Here is a 15535-nt window from a genome sequence, read left to right as displayed (position 1 = left end):
AGCGGGGTCTCAGGGCACGACCGCAGCGAACGCCGCAGACGGCCGACCGAGGTACACGTAGCCATCGTGCTTCGCGATCCTCCCGTCACCCGCCGCGCGACCGTTGAGGCGGCGCCAGACCCACGGAAGCGCATGCCGTCGCCACCACACACCGGCACCGATGGTCTCATGGTCGTGCATCGCTGCGTCGAGCACCCCGAGCGCATCGGCATCGGGGACACCGAGCACTTCGGCGCCACGGTAGGCGAGGAAACGGTGGCCCCGGCTGCTCAGGTGGACCAGATCCTCGCCCCAGTTCGCGCGCTCGGCCAGCGAGGGGTACAGATCCGTATCGATCAGGATCGCGCCGGTGCGGGCGGCGATCCCGCTCAACGCGGTGGCGAAGGCGGAGAACCTCCGCGTATAGATCGACGCAGCGCGACGGTCGGGGAGAAAGGGCGTGACGAGGAGCACGTCCGCCCCGATTCCCCGCAGCCGGCGCACGGCGTCCTCGAGCTCCGCGGCGAGCGCGGTGACATCGACGCGGGGCTTCACGAGGTCGTTCGCACCGATCAGGATCGACACGAGGTCGGGCCGAAGCTCGAGTGCCCTGGCCAGCTGCAGTCCGGCGACGTCCCGGACGCGCTTGGACCTGATGGCCAGGTTCGCGTAGTGCAGACCTCCTCCGGCGGCGAGCAGGAGCGCGAGACGGTCGGCCCATCCTCTCAGCGCACCATCGGGGGCCGGATCGCAGAGCCCTTCCGTGAGAGAGTCACCGAGCGCGACGTACCGCCGCCACCGACGGGAGACGATCGTCGCGGGCGGCTCGGGCCGCACGAGGCGACGAGCGCGAGCCCGGGAGTCCACCGCATGCAGCGTCCTCGCCTCGTCGAAGTGGTCGAGGAGCTGGTCGCATACCTTCTCCCAGCTGCGCTCCTGCACGGCTTCGCGCCCGGCCTCGCCGAAAGCCCGCCTCTTGCGCGCATCGCCGGCGAGGTCGGACACCCGACCCCGCAGGTCGTCGAGGTCCCCCGGCCGGTAGAGCCATCCGTCGATGCCCATGCGCACGAGACCCAGCGGACCGCCGCGACCCGTCGCGATCACGGGGACACCGCTCGCATGGGCTTCCTGCAGGGTCTGACCGAATGTCTCGCTCTCGCCGGGGTGGACGAACAGGTCGAAAGATGCCATCGCCGCGGCGAGCGCGTCCCCGTCGAGGTGGCCGAGGAAGAGGGCATCGGGAAGCAGTCCCTCCACCTTCGCTCTGCTGGGCCCGTCCCCCACGATCACCAGGCGTGTGCCGGGGATACCGCGGAGTGCGACGAGGTCTTCGACCTGCTTCTCCGGCGCGAGACGTCCGACGTAGCCGATGACGACGTCGGCGCCCCAGCCGGCTCGGAGCGCGCCGTCGCGTCGCGACGGCTGGAACCGCTCGGCGTCGACGCCCCTCCCCCAGCGACGCACGCGGTCGATACCCAGCGCGGTGAGCTGCCTGGCCGAGTCGGCGGAGGGCGCGAGGGTGATGGTGGCGCGTCGATGCAGGCGGGCGATGTGAGCCTGGGCGATGCCCGTGGTCGCCGCGACCCGATAGCGCTCGGTGTATGCGGCGACGTCGGTCTGATAGGCGGCGACGGCCGGCAGCTCCAGGCGCTCGGCGGCCAGCACCCCACGCCACCCCAATGCGAAAGGGGAAGCGAGGTGCACGACATCGGGCTGGAAGCGAGCGAGCGAGGTGGCGATGCGGTGAGCGCTCGACGTTCCCACCCTCACGTGCCGGTACCCCGGAAGAGCGAGACTCGGTATCGGTTCGACGGGGGCACCGCTGATCTCGGACGGTGCGCCGACGGCCGCGGGCGCGACGACATGAGCTTCATGCCCTCGCCGTTCGAGGTGTCGCAGGATCTGCAGCACCGAGCCGGTGACACCGTTCATGTGCGGAAGGAAGGACTCGGTGACGATCGCTACTCTCACAGGCCCAGGATGACGGTCCGCACGAGCGGGGACGCCCGCAGACGCCCTTCTGCACCGGATGTTCACCGGATGCTGGAGAACGGGTCACCGGCTATCCGTTCTTTGGTTCCCGTTCACCCTCTGGGGGCAGAGTGGGCGACGTGCCGACGGATCTGCTGACCGCCTCACTCGCTGGCCCTTGGAGCCTGGTCCTGATGAGCGTGCTCGTGGTGGGGGACGCCTTCTTCGTCGTGGTGCCTGGTGAGGTCGCGGTGACCGCCCTCGGTGCGATCGCGGTCACGACGGGCTCCCCGCCCCTGTGGGCTGTGGTCGTGTGTGCCGCCGTCGCCGCGGCTCTGGGTGACGCCTGCTGCTACCTCATCGGGTGGTCGGTGGGCACCGAGCGCTGGCGGTGGATGCGGGCACCACGAGTGCTCCAGGCTCTGGATTGGGCTCGCCGCCGCTTGGACGGCGGGATGGCCACGGTGCTGTTCACCGCGAGGTTCGTGCCGTTCGCGCGGCTTGCGATCAATCTGGTCGCCGGGGCATCGCGTGTCCACCCGCCGCGCTACCTCGCGCTCGTCAGTCTCGCTGCGACCGGGTGGGCGCTGTACCAGGCCGCGGTGGGCGCAACTGTCGCGACGCTCGTCCCCGGAGGTCCGCTCGTGGCCGTGCCCGTCTCCATCGTGCTCGCGATCGGGATCGGGGCGCTGATCGACCTGTGCGTGCGTCGCTCCAGAGGGTGACCCACCCGGGCACGTGCCCTAGGCTCGGGTCATGAGCACCGAAGAAGGCGCCTCCTCTTCTGAGGAGATGAAGCGCAAGTTCAAGGAAGCGCTCGAGAAGAAGAACGCGCACCACCGGCAGGGCGAGGCACACCTCGACGGCGATTCCGCCGTGCACAGTGCGAACGCCCCGCAGACGCGGCGCGAGTTCCGACGCAAGAGCGGTTGACCGCGCGGATGCGGGAGCCGGCTCGGCCGGGCTCCCGCATCCCCCACTTCCGTCTCAGCGGCGGTCGGCGCGGAGCCGGGCCCGCTCCTCCTTCGCCGCCATCTCGGAGACCGCCGCTTCGCGGAGCTCCTGCATGTCAGCGGCCTGGGCGCTGCCCACCGGCTCGTGCGCATCGACGCCGTCGAGCAGAGACTCGTCGAAGGGCAGCTCCCCGCTGAGCACGCGTCGCACGCGGTCGCGGTCGATCTGCTTCGTCCACGTGCCGATCAACAGGGTCGCGACCGCATTGCCGGTGAAGTTCGTGAGTGCTCGCCCCTCCGACATGAACCGATCGATGCCCACGATCACCCCGACACCGTCCACCAGGTCGGGGCGGTATGCCTGGAGGCCGCCGGCGAGGGTGGCGAGGCCCGCGCCGGTGACTCCGGCGGCGCCCTTGCTCGCGATGATCATGAACACGAGCAGACCGATCTGCTCGCCGATCGTCATCGGCTGGCCCATGCCCGTGGCGATGAACAGCGAGGCCATCGTCAGGTAGATGGCCGTGCCGTCGAGGTTGAACGAGTACCCGGTCGGAACGGTGATGCCCACGACCGGCTTGGAGACGCCGACGAACTCCATCTTCGCGATCAGCCGGGGCAGCGCGGATTCCGAGGAAGACGTGCCGACGATGAGCAGGTACTCCCTGGCGAGGTACTTCATGAGCTCGAAGATGTTCACCCGTGTGACGGTCCACAGCAGTACCCCGAGGATGACGACGATGAACAGGATGCAGGTGATGTAGAAGGCGACCATCAGCGTGCCCAGGCTCCAGATCGCGGCGACACCGGTCTTGCCGACCACGGCGGCGATCGCGCCGAAGGCCCCGAGCGGAGCCAGCCACAGGATCATGCCGAGGATGCGGAAGACGAGCTTCTGGAGCTGCTTGACCGCGTCCATGATCGGGGCGCCACGGTCGCCGAGCCCCTGCAGGGCGAAGCCGACGAGGAGCGCGATGAACAGCACCTGCAGCACGCTCTCACCCGTGAACGCCGAGAAGAACGTGGTCGGGATGATGCCGAGGATGAACTCCTGTGTCGTCTTGGCCTCCGCCTCGACCGCATCGTACGTCGACGAGGCCATGTCGAGTCCGGAGCCCGGGTGGATGATGTTCCCCACGACGAGACCGATCGCGAGGGCGAAGGTCGACATGACCATGAAGTACAGCAGCGCGAGTCCGCCGATCTTGCCGACGGTGGCCGCCTTGGCTATCGACCCCACTCCGACCACGATCGTGCAGAAGATGATCGGGGCGATCATCATCTTGATCAGAGCCACGAATCCCTTGCCCAGCGGCTCGAAACCCTGTCCCACCTCGGGCCAGACGAGACCGACGACCGCACCGAGCACGACCGCCAGGAGCACCGACACATACAGCCAGGTGTGCCGGTCCCACGATTGCTTCCCTCGCCGCCAGTTGAACTTCGGCAGTGAGAATCCTGTTGTGAGCGCCATCGCGTCCTCCTCGATCATCGACGTCATCGTCCGGTGGGCGGCTGCTTCGCCGCCGATCAGAGTTCACGGTCCTCGACTTCCCGCATCGGGGCGAGTTGTGGTCGTATTGGTCACGGCACCTGAGCATCGACGATCGGAGGAAGCGATGGCGCGCCCCTCCCGCACCCGCAGCACCGCCTCCCGTGTGTTCGCCGTGCTGCTGGTCGCCGCCGTCGTGATCGGCATCCTCGTCGCGGGCTTCCTGGTGCTGGAGGCGCAACGATCGATCCGCGCCGAGGCGGAACGGGTCACGGCCGCCACTGCCGTCTCGCTCGCTGCCTCCCCGGACGTGATCGACGGTCTGAGCTCGGACGACCGGGAAGCGGCCACACGGGTGCTCGAGCCCTACTCGCTGACCGTGGTCGCCGGTGCGGGGCTCGACTTCATCACGGTGATGACTCCCGACGGCACGCGGATCACCCACCCCGACGCCGACCAGATCGGCGGAACCTACCTGGGCACGATCCCCGCGTCGCCGCGCACGCTCACCGAGGAGTTCACCGGCACCCTGGGACCATCGGTACGGACCATCGTCCCGGTCACCGCGCCGGATGACGACCTGATCGGCTGGGTCGCCGCAGGGGTGACGACCGAGTCCATCAGCGATACGCTGATCCGCCGCCTGCCTCTCACGCTCGGCATCACGATCGCCCTCGTCGCCCTCGGCGCCGGTGGCGCGATCATCGCTCGCCGCGTGACCCGCCGAATCGCCGGCGACCTCCCGCCCGGCCAGCTGCGCGACGCCGTGTCGTCGTACGAATCGATCCGCACCCTGGGGGAAGCGCTGCGGGCGCAGACGCACGAACACGGGAACAGGATGCACGCCGCGGTGGCCCTGCTCGAACTCGGACGCCGTGACGAGGCGATCGAGATCCTCACGGAGACGTCCCGTCAGAGCCAGTCCCTCGTCGACCAGGTGACCGCGCGACGCCACGGCGATCCGGCCGTCGGAGCGCTCCTCCTCGGAAAGGCCTCGCAGGCCAAGGAACGCGGCATCGACTGGCGGGTGCACATCGAGCCGGACACTCCCCGCACTCCTCTGTCGACCGTGGACGCCGTGTCCGTGCTCGGCAACCTCGTGGACAACGCCATGGATGCCGCGGCCGAGTCGGACGACCGGTGGGTGCGGGTCTCGCTGCGCGCGCACGACGGCCATGGAATCGTGCTGGAGGTCTCCGACAGCGGTCCCGGAATAGCGCCAGCCGTGCGCGAGCGGATGTTCGACCAGGGATTCTCCACGAAACCCGCCGATGCGCAAGGGCGCGGCATCGGCCTGGCCCTCGTGCGCTCGGTGGTGAGCGGGGCAGGTGGCTCGGTGACGGTGACGGATGCCCCGACGACCTTCCGAGTCGTCCTCCCCGCCGCGGGCGAACGGCAAGGGCGGCGGCGATGATCCGCACGCTCCTCGTCGACGACGACGCACTCACGCTCGAACTGCACCGCGACTACCTTGCCCGTCTCGACGGCTTCGAGGTGACCGGCGAGTGCACGGGCGCCCGCGCCGCGATGACGGCAGTGCTCGATCGACCCGGCGCATTCGATCTGGTACTGCTCGACATCACGATGCCGGACGGCTCGGGTGTCGACGTGCTCCGTGCGCTCCGAGCACGCTCCGCAGCGCTGGACGTGATCGCGATCACCAGTGTGCGCGACGCCGAGTCGGTGCGGCAGATGGCTGCGCTCGGGGTGTTCCAGTATCTCGTCAAGCCGTTCCCGTTCACTGTGTTCCGCGAGCGGATGGAACAGTACCGCGCATACAGGGAACAGGCGCGCTCCACCGAGGGCGAGGCCACCCAAGCGGAGATCGATGCACTGCTCGGCCGCTCCACGGGAACGATCGCGCTGCCCAAGGGACTCTCGACGACCTCCTTGGACAGGGTCGCCGCGGAATTGCGCGCCGGCGGACCGCTCTCGGCGCGGGAGGCAGCCGAGCGACTCGGCATGTCTCGGGTCGCGGTGCGCCGTTACCTGGAGCATTTGGTCGCCGAGGGTGTGCTGACACGGGGCGCACGCTACGGCACACGGGGACGACCGGAGACCGAGTACGACTGGAGACGCCCCGGACCGCCTCCCGCTTAGGTCAGCGCGGCAGTCGTCCTTCGTGGAGCAGTCCCTCGGGGTCCACGCGCGACCGCACGCTGCGCAGTCGGGCGACATCGTCGGCGGTGCCGCATCGGTCGAGCGACTGATCAGGGCCGAGGAAGGTCGCCACGGTCTGCGGGGCCTCGTTCGGCGCCAGGAGCTCGCGGAACGCCACGAGACTCGCGTCGCCCGGCTCGGTCGGCACACCGGGGATGACCGGGACGAGAGCGTGCAAAAGCCAGCCGACGGACTGCAGCGATGCGAAGCCCGAGCGGCGCGGGGCGTTCAAGGCACCGCCGAGCATGCGGAGGTCGATGCCCATGATCGGCCAGTGCTCCGGGAGCTCCCTGAACTCGAGGAGGGCATCGATCGTCTCGTCGTCGAGGATGCTCAGAGCCATCGAAGCACCCCGGCCAGGGGTCGGCTCCGTGGGCTCGTTCGAGGCGGCGGCCAGTGCAGCGGGCGAAGTCGGACCGGTGATCTCCCTGCGCACCTCCCCTGCTCTACGCACCGTGTCGACCAGTTCGTCCTGCGGCCCATCGGTCGACAGCACCTGGACGGTGAGGAAGCTGCGTCCCCTGATCTGCTCCGGCAGCTCCGGCGCATCCGGCATGCGCATCGAGTTGACGAACACGTTGAGCGTCGCGGCTGCTGATGCGGCGAGGTCGCGGACCGCACGGACGACCGCGGGAGCGTCGACGGCATCGAAGGTGAGGTTGGCGCCCCAGGTGTCCGGTGCCGGCACGAGCTCGATCTCGAGCGCGGTCACGATCCCCACCAGGCCTCCGGCTCCGCGCAATGCCCACATGAGGTCGCTGTCGGTGTCATCGTCGATGCGCTCATGCGTGCCGTCAGGGCGGAGCACCCATGCCGCGCGCAGGTTGTCGGAGCCGAGACCGCCCGTGCGGCTGAACCAGGAGTGCCCGCCGCCCAGTGTGTACCCGGCCACGCTGACGACCGGGCTGGTGCCGGCCGGCGCGACCCAGCCGGTTCCCTCCAGCGCCTCGACGACCGCGCCCCAGCGCACGCCGGCGCCGACCGTCGCGACCCCGCTCTCGAGGTCGAGGGACAGCTCGTCGAATGCGCTCATGCGCACCAGGACGGCACCACGCAGGTCGCCGGATGCGCCGTGGCCGCTCGGCTGGATCGCGAGGCTCGTCCCCGCTTCCCGTGCTGCGCGCAGGAGGACACGGAGGTCGTCGACGTCGGCGGGCGTCGCGACCGCATCTGGATGCTGCTCGATCGCGAGGTTCCACGGTCGACGCGCCGCGGCGTACGCGGTGTCTGCGGGAAGGACGAGGGTTCCGGTCAGTCGGTCCTGGAGCGCGACGATGGCGGGGTGCGTTGGCATGACGCCACCGTACGACATCCCTCGGACATCGTCGATGGCGTCATGCGCGACTCACTCGCCCGCCAGACCGCCGAGCATGTGGCCGAACGAGCGCCCTTCACCCAGGTACGTGGCAGGGTCGTAGGGATCGACTGTCTCGGAGGCTCCACGACGTGCGATCGCCTCCGCGAGCTCCTTCGCCCCCTTCTCCACACGCTTGGCGAGCGGAGCGACGTCGTCGCCCGCGCCGCCCCAATCGCTTGATGCCGCGAACACTCCGGTCGATACGGCCTCGGCGTGGAGGTACGCGAACAGCGGGCGGATCGCATAGTCGATCGCCAGCGAGTGCCGGGCGGTGCCCGCGTTCGCCCCGATGAGCACGGGCTTCCCGGTGAGGGCGTCCGGGTCGAGCACGTCGATGAACGACTTGAACAGGCCCGAGTAGCTCGTCGAGAAGATCGGCGTCACAGCGATCAGCGCATCGGCGGAGACCACGGTGTTGATCGCCGTCTCGAGCGCCGGCGGCGCGAAGCCGGTGAGCATGTTGTTCGTGATGTCGTGCGCATAGTCGCGCAGCTCGATCACGTCGACGCTCGCCTCGATGTCGTGTGCGGCGAGGGCTTTCACGGTCTCGGCCGCGAGGCGATCGGCGAGCATCCTGGTGGACGACGGGTTCGACAATCCCGCCGAGACGACGGCGATACGACGCGTGGTCATGTCAGGCCTCCTTCCGGCCGAGTCCGAAGGCAGCACCCGCGGGCGCCGGGGTGTCCTGGTAGGGCGAGTCCCCGGTGAGGTTGTCTCCGCGGTTCGCACCAGGGCGCGCCTGACGGGTCGGCCCGTCACCGAACTCGGCCTTGACGCGCGCGGCATGGGTCGGCGCGTCCGGCACGGATGCGGGGCGGTCCTTCGCCAGCTCCTTGCGCAGCACGGGGACGACCTCGGAACCGAGGATGTCGAGCTGCTCGAGGACCGTCTTCAACGGCAGACCAGCGTGGTCGATGAGGAACAGCTGGCGCTGGTAGTCGCCATAGTGCTCGCGCATGCCGGCGTAGCGGTCGATCACCTGCTGCGGCGAGCCCACCGTCAGCGGGGTCATCTCCGTGAAGTCCTCCATGCTCGGACCGTGACCGTACACGGGCGCGTTGTCGAAGTACGGGCGGAACTGGTTCACCGCGTCCTGCGACTTCGCGGCCATGAACACCTGGCCGCCGAGTCCCACGATCGCCTGCTCGCGCGTGCCGTGGCCGTAGTGCTCGAAGCGCTGACGGTACAGCTCGATGAGCCGCTGGTAGTGCTCCTTCGGCCAGAAGATGTTGTTCGCGAAGAACCCGTCTCCGTAGTAGGCGGCCTGCTCCGCGATCTCCGGGGTGCGGATGGAGCCGTGCCACACGAACGGGGCGATGCCGTCGAGCGGACGGGGCGTCGAGGTGAAGCCCTGCAACGGGGTGCGGAACTTGCCCTCCCAGTCGACGACGTCCTCACGCCACAGCTTGTGCAGCAGGGCGTAGTTCTCGATCGCGAGCGGCAGACCCTGACGGATGTCCTGCCCGAACCACGGGTACACCGGGCCGGTGTTGCCGCGGCCGAGCATGAGGTCCATGCGGCCGTCGGACACGTGCTGCAGCATCGCGTACTCCTCGGCGATGCGCACAGGGTCGTTCGTGGTGATGAGCGTCGTCGACGTGGAGACGATGAGGCGCTCGGTCTGCGCGGCCAGTGCCGCCAGGAAGGTCGTGGGGCTGGAGGACCAGAACGGCGGGTTGTGGTGCTCGCCGATCGCGAAGACGTCGAGTCCGACCTCTTCGGCGTGCACGGCGATCGCCGTCGTCGCCTTGATGCGCTCCTGCTCGCTGGGGGTGATTCCCGTGGTGGGATCGCGGGTGATGTCGCTGACCGACATGATGCCGAACTGCATCGCCTGCGCGCCTGACTGCTCGCTCATGATTGCTCCGTGTCTCCGAACCGGACGACTCGCATCCCGTTCTATTCATTTGAATGTATCTGTGTCAACGCGCTCACATCAACTTTATTCCCGGCCTGTAGCCTCGAACGATGAGCAGTGCCGGCGCCGACGTCTCAGGGCCCACCACAGGATCGGTCCCCCGCAGGCGGAGGCGTGTGCCGTTCTGGGACAACGCACGATACGTCTGCATCGTGCTCGTCGTGCTCGGTCACGCGATTCAGCGCCTCACGTACGACTCCGACATCGCCTTCGCGTTCTACCTGGCGCTGTACGCGTTCCACATGCCGGCGTTCGCGATCATCTCCGGCTACTTCTCGAAGTCCGGCTCCCCCTCCAAGACGCAGATGGCCAGGGTGATCACGGACATCCTGCTCCCCTACGTCATCTTCGAGACGCTGTGGACACTCACCAAGTGGCTCGTCGAGGGACAGGTCGATCCGAACATCACGAAGCCGAGCTGGACGCTGTGGTTCCTCCTCGCACTCGGGATCTTCCGGCTCGTGCTCCCGTACCTCGCGCTGCTTCGGTGGCCACTGCTGTGGACAGTGGTGATCTCGGTCGGCGTGGGATACCTGCCGAACGTCGACAGCACGTTCTCGCTGTCCCGCACCCTGGGGCTCCTCCCCTTCTTCACTCTGGGCTGGTGGCTGCGCGAGCACGACATCGTGGACAGGTTCCGTCTCCTCGACTTCCGTCCCTGGTGGATCCGCGGCGGCGCCGTCGCGATCTTCGCACTGGCCGGCTGGGCGGCCTGGAACTGGCTTCCGCTGTGGCAGGCGGCCGATCTGCGGCACTGGCTCTTCTACGAGGACTCCTATGCCGATCTGGGCGGGGAGCAGTGGTGGGCCGGCGGGGTGCGGATACTCCTGATGATGCTCGCCGTCGTGCTCAGCGCCGCCTTCTTCGCCCTCATCCCGCGGGGCGCCCACTGGTGGACGACATTCGGCCAGTACACGATGTACGTGTTCCTGCTGCATTCGTTCGTGTTGTACCCCTTCCGCGAGAGCGGGATCCTGCAGAGCCTCGAGCCGACCTGGATCTGGCTCCCCCTCGTCACCGTGTCGTCGGTGCTGATCGCCCTCGCGCTGGCGACGAAGCCGATCAGATGGGTCTTCCGCCCCCTGGTGGAACCCCGGCCAGGGTGGCTGTTCGCCGACCCGGCGCTCGCCTCCAAGGAGGGGCGCCGGAACGACCCGACGGGCTCGCGGCGCCCCCGCCAGCCAGGGCGATAGCCTCGAAGGCGTGAGCCGCGCACAGACCGTCCGAGACCGCATCGTCGAACGCATCGAGGAGACCGGGTTCGGCGCTCACGGGCTGCACGTCCGCATCGCCACCGAGTCCGCTGAACATCGCTGGACCGACGACGTGCGGGAGGACGTCCACTCCATCGCGAAAGGTGTCTGCGTTCTGGCTGCGGGAATGGCAGCCGATGAGGGCGCGGTGTCGCTCGACGTGCCCGTCGGCATCTACCTCCCCGACTTCGAGCTGGGAGATGGCGTCGAGGACGTCACGCTGCGGGATCTGCTCTCGATGACCAGCGGGATCGATCTGCCGTGGTCCGAGACGCTGCTGACGGACTGGCCGGACCTGGCCCGCGAGTTCCTGCGACGCCCGTCGGGCGGACGCTCGTTCCAGTACTCGAACGCGAGCACGTACACCGCCATGGCCGCGCTTGGCGCACGCGTCGGAGATGTGGGCGAATACCTCGACGCCCGACTGTTCCGCCCGCTCGGCATCGATGACGTGGAATGGGAGCGCAGCCCTCAGGGTCGCATCGCTGCGGGAGGGGGCCTGCCCCTGCGCACCGATGAGCTGGCGCGCCTCGGCCTGCTCATCAGGGAGCGCGGCGCGTGGGAGGGCCGACAACTGATCTCTTCCGGATGGATCGACGCGATGCACACGGAGTGGCGGGTCGCCGGCGAGAACGCGGGCTACGATCGCTACGCCCTCGCAGGATGGGGCGGCCCCGGGCCGGCGTGGAGACTTCACGGCGCCTACGGCCAACTGCTCATCTTCCTCGACGATGCCGTGGTGACGATCACGGCCGACGATCACTTCGGCGCCGATGCCATCGCCGCGTACGCGGTGGAGACGCTCACGAGCACACGCGAGCCGTGACCGCTCAGGAGAACAGCGCGGCTCCCACGTAGGAACCGGGGCTCGCGCCTGCCGGCACCGCCCAGATACCCGAACCGACATGGCGGATGTACTCGTTCATGAGGTCGGTCGACAACCGCCGCTGCAACGCGATGAACTGCGCGGGGTCGCGCTGATACGAGAGGAAGAACAGCCCGGCGTCGAGACGACCGAGCTCGTTGTTGCCGTCGACGTAGTTGTAGCCGCGGCGGAGGATGCGGATGCCGTCGTTGTGTTCCGGGTGCGCGAGGCTCACGTGACTGTTGGCGTCGATCGCCTTGCCGTGGAAGTCCGGAGCGGTGAACTCATCGCCGCCGGAGAGCGGTGCACCCTCACCCTTGTCGCGGCCGATGATCGTGTCCTGCTCGGAGAGCCGCACCCGGTCCCACGTCTCGATGAGCATCGCGATCTTCCGGGCCACGAGATAGGAACCACCGGCCAGCCACGCCGGCTCGTCCTTCGCGGCGACCCAGACGTGATCCCTCAGCGCCTCGGTGTCGTCGGCGAGGATGTTCGCGGTGCCGTCCTTGAATCCGAAGAGGTTGCGCGGGGTCGCCTGCATCGCCGTGGTGCGCGACGTCTTACCGAAGCCGAGCTGCGACCAGCGCAGGCGCGCGCGGCCGAACGCGATGCGACTGAGATTGCGGATGGCGTGCACCGCCACCTGGGGGTCGTCGGCACAGGCCTGGACACAGAGGTCACCGTGAGAGGTCTGAGGATCGAGGTCGTCGCCGAGGAAGGCGGGCAGACGCTCCAGCCCCGCCGGCCGTTGCGCGGCAATGCCGTACCGGTCACCGTCCTCGTTCTCGAAGAGACCGGGTCCGAAGCCGAACGTGATCGTGAGTCCTGCAGCGGGCAGCCCCAGCGCCTCTCCCGTGTCGTCCGGAGGCGCCTCGGCCGGTCCGCCGACCGCGCCGGTCGCGCTGACCTCGAGTCCTTGCGCCATGCGCGACGCCGCATACGACCAGTCCTGCAGCAGGGAGATCAGGTCATCGCGGTCGGTGCGCGGCATCATGTCGAAGCTGGCGAAGTGCAGATGGTCCTGCACCGGAGTGGTGATGCCCGCCTGATGCTCTCCGAAGAAGTCGTAGGCCGAATGCGCGTCATCGGCAGCCCTGGCGCGCCCCAGTGCGACTCCCCCGGTGAGGCCGGCGCCGGTCCCGACAGCGAGCCCCGCGACACTGCCACCGATGGCCAGCCCGAGAAGGCCGCGCCTGCTCAGTCCGGTCGGGGTGGATGCCCCGCCCGACGCCGATTCACCGTGCGCGGCATCCGCTTCTGACTCGTTCACGTCCGTGATCGTATCCGGTGGGCCGACTCGACGCTGATCAGTCGAGGACCGTGCTGGTGAGCTGCGACAGCGGCTCGGCCAGGGCGTTGATCAGATCGGTGAACTCGCGCTTGTCGGCCTCGGTCAACTCCGAGTAACCCACGAATCCGGCTGCGAGCGAACCGTGGGTCGCGAGCGAGTCCTCGAGCGCGGTGTAGCCGGACTCGATCTCGGTGACCAGTTCCTTGCCTTGATCGCCCTGTGCGGCGGCGAACTCCTGCACGAGCGAGAACGCCATCTTGGAGCCCTCCACGTTTGCCGCGAAGTCGTAGAGATCCGTGCCGGACCACCAGTCCTCCTCGCCGGAGATCTTGCCGGTCGCGACCTCATCGAGCAACGCGATCGCTCCGTTGGAGATGCCGCCGATGCCCTGGTCGTCGAGCGCGGTGGTGAAGTCGTCGGAGTGCACGTAGTCGTACAGCTCCTGCACGTCGGCGAGCAGCAGGTCGCCGTAATCGGCACGCTCTTCCGGTGTCGACGGCGCCCAGTCCTGCCACGCAGGGGTCTCACCGTCCGCGTTCAGCGCGTCCTGCGCAGGCACCCACAGATCCTTCTCGATGCGGTGGAAGCCCGTCCAGTCCAGCCCCTCGGCCACGGCGTCGACCTCGCGGTAGTCGATGCGCGGGTCGAGGTCGCCCAGCGCCTCGGCTACCGGCTCGATGCGCTCGTAGAAGGCGCGAGTCTGCGGGAACAGGGTGCGGGCGGTCTCGTCGTCGCCGGACTCGTAGGCGGCGACGAAGTCCTCGACGGCGGGGACGAGCTGACCGACCTGATCCTTGACGAAGGCACCGTAGAGATCGACGGCCTTCTGCTTCTGCTCGGCATCGGGCCCGTCGACCGCGACACGGTCCCCGGTGACGGTGAACGCCGTCTTCCCGACGCCGTCGCCGACCATGCCCGGCTTGCAGAGGGTGAAATAGTCGCCCGGCTGGGCGACCACGGTCAACGTGCGCGATGCTGCCGGTGCGATGTTCTCGACCTCACCCACGATGCGGAGCCCGTCCTCGGCGAGAAGGTAGAACTCCGTCACCTGACCGGTGTCGTTCTTGACGTCGAAGGTGAGAGTCCCGCTCTCGGCTGTCGACGCCGACACGGCGCAGTCGCTGTCGGTCGACGAGACGTCGAACGCCGCCGTGGCCTGTGCATCGCTCTTCGCGACGCAGCCGCTGAGGACGAGCGCCGCGGCGCCGGTGGCGGCCAGCACCCCCAAGATCCGGTGCGAGGTGGTCATGCTGCTCCTTGAGGTGAGAGGGAGGGAGATGTCGATGAGGGCTCCGTCGGGCTCTGCGGCTTCGCCGCGCGGCTCGAGCGGAGGCCGCGGATGTACAGCCATCCGACGACGGAGATGTAGAGGACCCAGGCGACGACCTGCAACCAGGTCATCGCCGGCATGAATCCGATGGTCGCCTGCAGGATCGAGGCGAGCGGGCCGCCCGGGGCGATCGTCGCCGACACGTCGAATGCCCAGCCGAAGGGGAAGGCCGCCCATCCGACGGCCACGCCCCCGGTCACCGCATCGATCGGGGCCAGAGCGGTGAACGGGCCAGGGAGCGCTCCGGCCTCTTGGAGGTCCATGAGCGCGTAAGCGAGGACACCGGCGGCCACGATCACCAGGAAGCCCCCCGTCCAGGCGAAGAAGCGGCGGAGATCGAGTCGCAGCGCGCCGCGAGAGATCAGCCAGCCGATGATCACGGCAGCGATCAGTCCGAGCAGCGCGCCCAGCAGCGCCGAGGGGGCGTCTCCGAAGGACTGGACCATCGACCACAGCAACAGCGTGGTCTCGATACCCTCGCGCGCGACCGACACGAAGCCGATGGCGATCAGGGCCCAGAGCCCACCGGCGGTGAGGGCGCGATCGATACCGCCCTCCAGCGTGGCCTTCATGCTGCGACCAGCGCGCTGCATCCAGAAGATCATCCAGGTCACCATGGCCACGGCGAGCAGCGAGAGACCTCCGCCGATCAGCTCCTGCGCCTGGAACGTCAGTTCGTAGGCACCGAATGTGAGCACAGCTCCGATGCCGAGCGCCAGGACGATAGCGAGACCGACTCCTGCCCACATCTTCGGGAGGGCATCCTTCCGGCCGAGACGACGGAGGTAGGCGACGAGGATACCGACGACGAGCGCGGCTTCGAGACCCTCGCGGAGCCCGATGAGAAAAGTGGCGAGCACGGAAAACACTCTCTGCGGTGACTGAGGTAAGGCGGCCCTTACCGAAGGATGACTCTAGCACCGCGATCGACGTGCTCCGAACCCCGACGGCGGGAAGTAATGG

Annotated in this window: 14 protein-coding genes; 6 read left to right on the top strand and 8 right to left on the bottom strand. The window is 68.6% G+C overall.

What is annotated here, in order from left to right:
- Nucleotides 1–9 precede the first annotated feature (9 nt).
- Nucleotides 10–1950: a GDSL-type esterase/lipase family protein gene (locus AAY78_RS10785; RefSeq protein ID WP_046748308.1), complete on the bottom strand. Its 1941-nt coding sequence runs from the start codon at nt 1948–1950 to the stop codon at nt 10–12.
- A 140-nt stretch (nt 1951–2090) separates the two neighbouring features.
- Here AAY78_RS10785 and AAY78_RS10780 point away from each other — a divergent pair, with 140 nt between their 5' ends.
- The gene (locus AAY78_RS10780) at nt 2091–2675 is read left to right on the top strand and encodes a DedA family protein (RefSeq protein ID WP_127012277.1); all 585 of its coding nucleotides are present in this window, start codon (nt 2091–2093) and stop codon (nt 2673–2675) included.
- 31 nt (nt 2676–2706) lie between these two features.
- Nucleotides 2707–2883 carry a DUF5302 domain-containing protein gene (locus AAY78_RS19930; protein WP_017830923.1) on the top strand — a complete coding sequence of 59 codons (177 nt, stop codon included), beginning with the start codon at nt 2707–2709 and terminating at the stop codon, nt 2881–2883.
- Nucleotides 2884–2937: 54 nt separating this feature from the next.
- Here the strand turns inward: AAY78_RS19930 and AAY78_RS10775 are convergent, their stop codons facing one another.
- Complete coding sequence (locus AAY78_RS10775; RefSeq protein WP_046748469.1) at nt 2938–4377, bottom strand: cation:dicarboxylate symporter family transporter; 1440 nt, start codon at nt 4375–4377, stop codon at nt 2938–2940.
- 145 nt (nt 4378–4522) lie between these two features.
- Between AAY78_RS10775 and AAY78_RS10770 the strand changes: the two genes are divergently transcribed.
- Together AAY78_RS10770 and AAY78_RS10765 are read left to right on the top strand one after the other, a co-directional pair.
- A complete protein-coding gene (locus AAY78_RS10770) occupies nt 4523–5809 on the top strand; it encodes an ATP-binding protein (protein ID WP_046748306.1) in 1287 nt (428 codons plus the stop codon).
- A complete protein-coding gene (locus tag AAY78_RS10765) occupies nt 5806–6495 on the top strand; it encodes a response regulator (protein ID WP_046748305.1) in 690 nt (229 codons plus the stop codon). The genes AAY78_RS10770 and AAY78_RS10765 overlap by 4 nt, the downstream gene beginning before the upstream one ends.
- A gap of 1 nt (nt 6496) precedes the next feature.
- On the opposite strand, the gene AAY78_RS19245 is transcribed toward AAY78_RS10765, so the two are convergent.
- From AAY78_RS19245 to AAY78_RS10750, 3 genes are read right to left on the bottom strand one after another with little or no spacing between them, the layout of a single operon-like run.
- Complete coding sequence (locus AAY78_RS19245; RefSeq protein WP_197077692.1) at nt 6497–7849, bottom strand: FAD-binding oxidoreductase; 1353 nt, start codon at nt 7847–7849, stop codon at nt 6497–6499.
- Nucleotides 7850–7900: 51 nt separating this feature from the next.
- The gene (locus AAY78_RS10755) at nt 7901–8545 is read right to left on the bottom strand and encodes an FMN reductase (protein ID WP_046748304.1); all 645 of its coding nucleotides are present in this window, start codon (nt 8543–8545) and stop codon (nt 7901–7903) included.
- Between the two features lies 1 nt (nt 8546).
- Nucleotides 8547–9773, bottom strand: coding sequence for an LLM class flavin-dependent oxidoreductase (locus tag AAY78_RS10750; RefSeq protein ID WP_046748303.1), 1227 nt, complete (start codon nt 9771–9773; stop codon nt 8547–8549).
- 110 nt (nt 9774–9883) lie between these two features.
- Between AAY78_RS10750 and AAY78_RS10745 the strand changes: the two genes are divergently transcribed.
- Nucleotides 9884–11026: an acyltransferase family protein gene (locus AAY78_RS10745; protein WP_046748302.1), complete on the top strand. Its 1143-nt coding sequence runs from the start codon at nt 9884–9886 to the stop codon at nt 11024–11026.
- Between the two features lie 10 nt (nt 11027–11036).
- Nucleotides 11037–11912: a serine hydrolase domain-containing protein gene (locus AAY78_RS10740; protein ID WP_046748301.1), complete on the top strand. Its 876-nt coding sequence runs from the start codon at nt 11037–11039 to the stop codon at nt 11910–11912.
- A gap of 4 nt (nt 11913–11916) precedes the next feature.
- Here the strand turns inward: AAY78_RS10740 and efeB are convergent, their stop codons facing one another.
- Genes efeB through efeU form a run of 3 tightly spaced genes read right to left on the bottom strand, consistent with a single transcriptional unit; the run spans nt 11917 to nt 15432 of the window.
- Nucleotides 11917–13221, bottom strand: coding sequence for an iron uptake transporter deferrochelatase/peroxidase subunit (efeB, locus tag AAY78_RS10735; protein WP_171010954.1), 1305 nt, complete (start codon nt 13219–13221; stop codon nt 11917–11919).
- A 37-nt stretch (nt 13222–13258) separates the two neighbouring features.
- Nucleotides 13259–14491: an iron uptake system protein EfeO gene (efeO, locus tag AAY78_RS10730; protein WP_046748300.1), complete on the bottom strand. Its 1233-nt coding sequence runs from the start codon at nt 14489–14491 to the stop codon at nt 13259–13261.
- Nucleotides 14488–15432 carry an iron uptake transporter permease EfeU gene (gene efeU / locus AAY78_RS10725; protein WP_046748299.1) on the bottom strand — a complete coding sequence of 315 codons (945 nt, stop codon included), beginning with the start codon at nt 15430–15432 and terminating at the stop codon, nt 14488–14490. The genes efeO and efeU overlap by 4 nt, the downstream gene beginning before the upstream one ends.
- Nucleotides 15433–15535 lie beyond the last annotated feature (103 nt).

Source organism: Microbacterium sp. Ag1 (assembly GCF_001005635.1).
Taxonomy (GTDB): Bacteria; Actinomycetota; Actinomycetes; order Actinomycetales; family Microbacteriaceae; genus Microbacterium; species Microbacterium oxydans.
Note: the sequence above shows the minus strand (reverse complement) of the source record. Positions and strands in the feature narration are given on the sequence as shown.

What these genes read in the sequence shown, in the direction of transcription:
- AAY78_RS19930 (WP_017830923.1), top strand. Translation starts at nt 2,707, where the DNA reads ATGAGCACCGAAGAAGGCGCCTCCTCTTCTGAGGAGATGAAGCGCAAG.
- AAY78_RS10775 (WP_046748469.1), bottom strand. Translation starts at nt 4,377, where the DNA reads ATGGCGCTCACAACAGGATTCTCACTGCCGAAGTTCAACTGGCGGCGA.
- AAY78_RS10770 (WP_046748306.1), top strand. Translation starts at nt 4,523, where the DNA reads ATGGCGCGCCCCTCCCGCACCCGCAGCACCGCCTCCCGTGTGTTCGCC.
- AAY78_RS10765 (WP_046748305.1), top strand. Translation starts at nt 5,806, where the DNA reads ATGATCCGCACGCTCCTCGTCGACGACGACGCACTCACGCTCGAACTG.
- AAY78_RS19245 (WP_197077692.1), bottom strand. Translation starts at nt 7,849, where the DNA reads ATGCCAACGCACCCCGCCATCGTCGCGCTCCAGGACCGACTGACCGGA.
- AAY78_RS10755 (WP_046748304.1), bottom strand. Translation starts at nt 8,545, where the DNA reads ATGACCACGCGTCGTATCGCCGTCGTCTCGGCGGGATTGTCGAACCCG.
- AAY78_RS10750 (WP_046748303.1), bottom strand. Translation starts at nt 9,773, where the DNA reads ATGAGCGAGCAGTCAGGCGCGCAGGCGATGCAGTTCGGCATCATGTCG.
- AAY78_RS10745 (WP_046748302.1), top strand. Translation starts at nt 9,884, where the DNA reads ATGAGCAGTGCCGGCGCCGACGTCTCAGGGCCCACCACAGGATCGGTC.
- efeO (WP_046748300.1), bottom strand. Translation starts at nt 14,491, where the DNA reads ATGACCACCTCGCACCGGATCTTGGGGGTGCTGGCCGCCACCGGCGCC.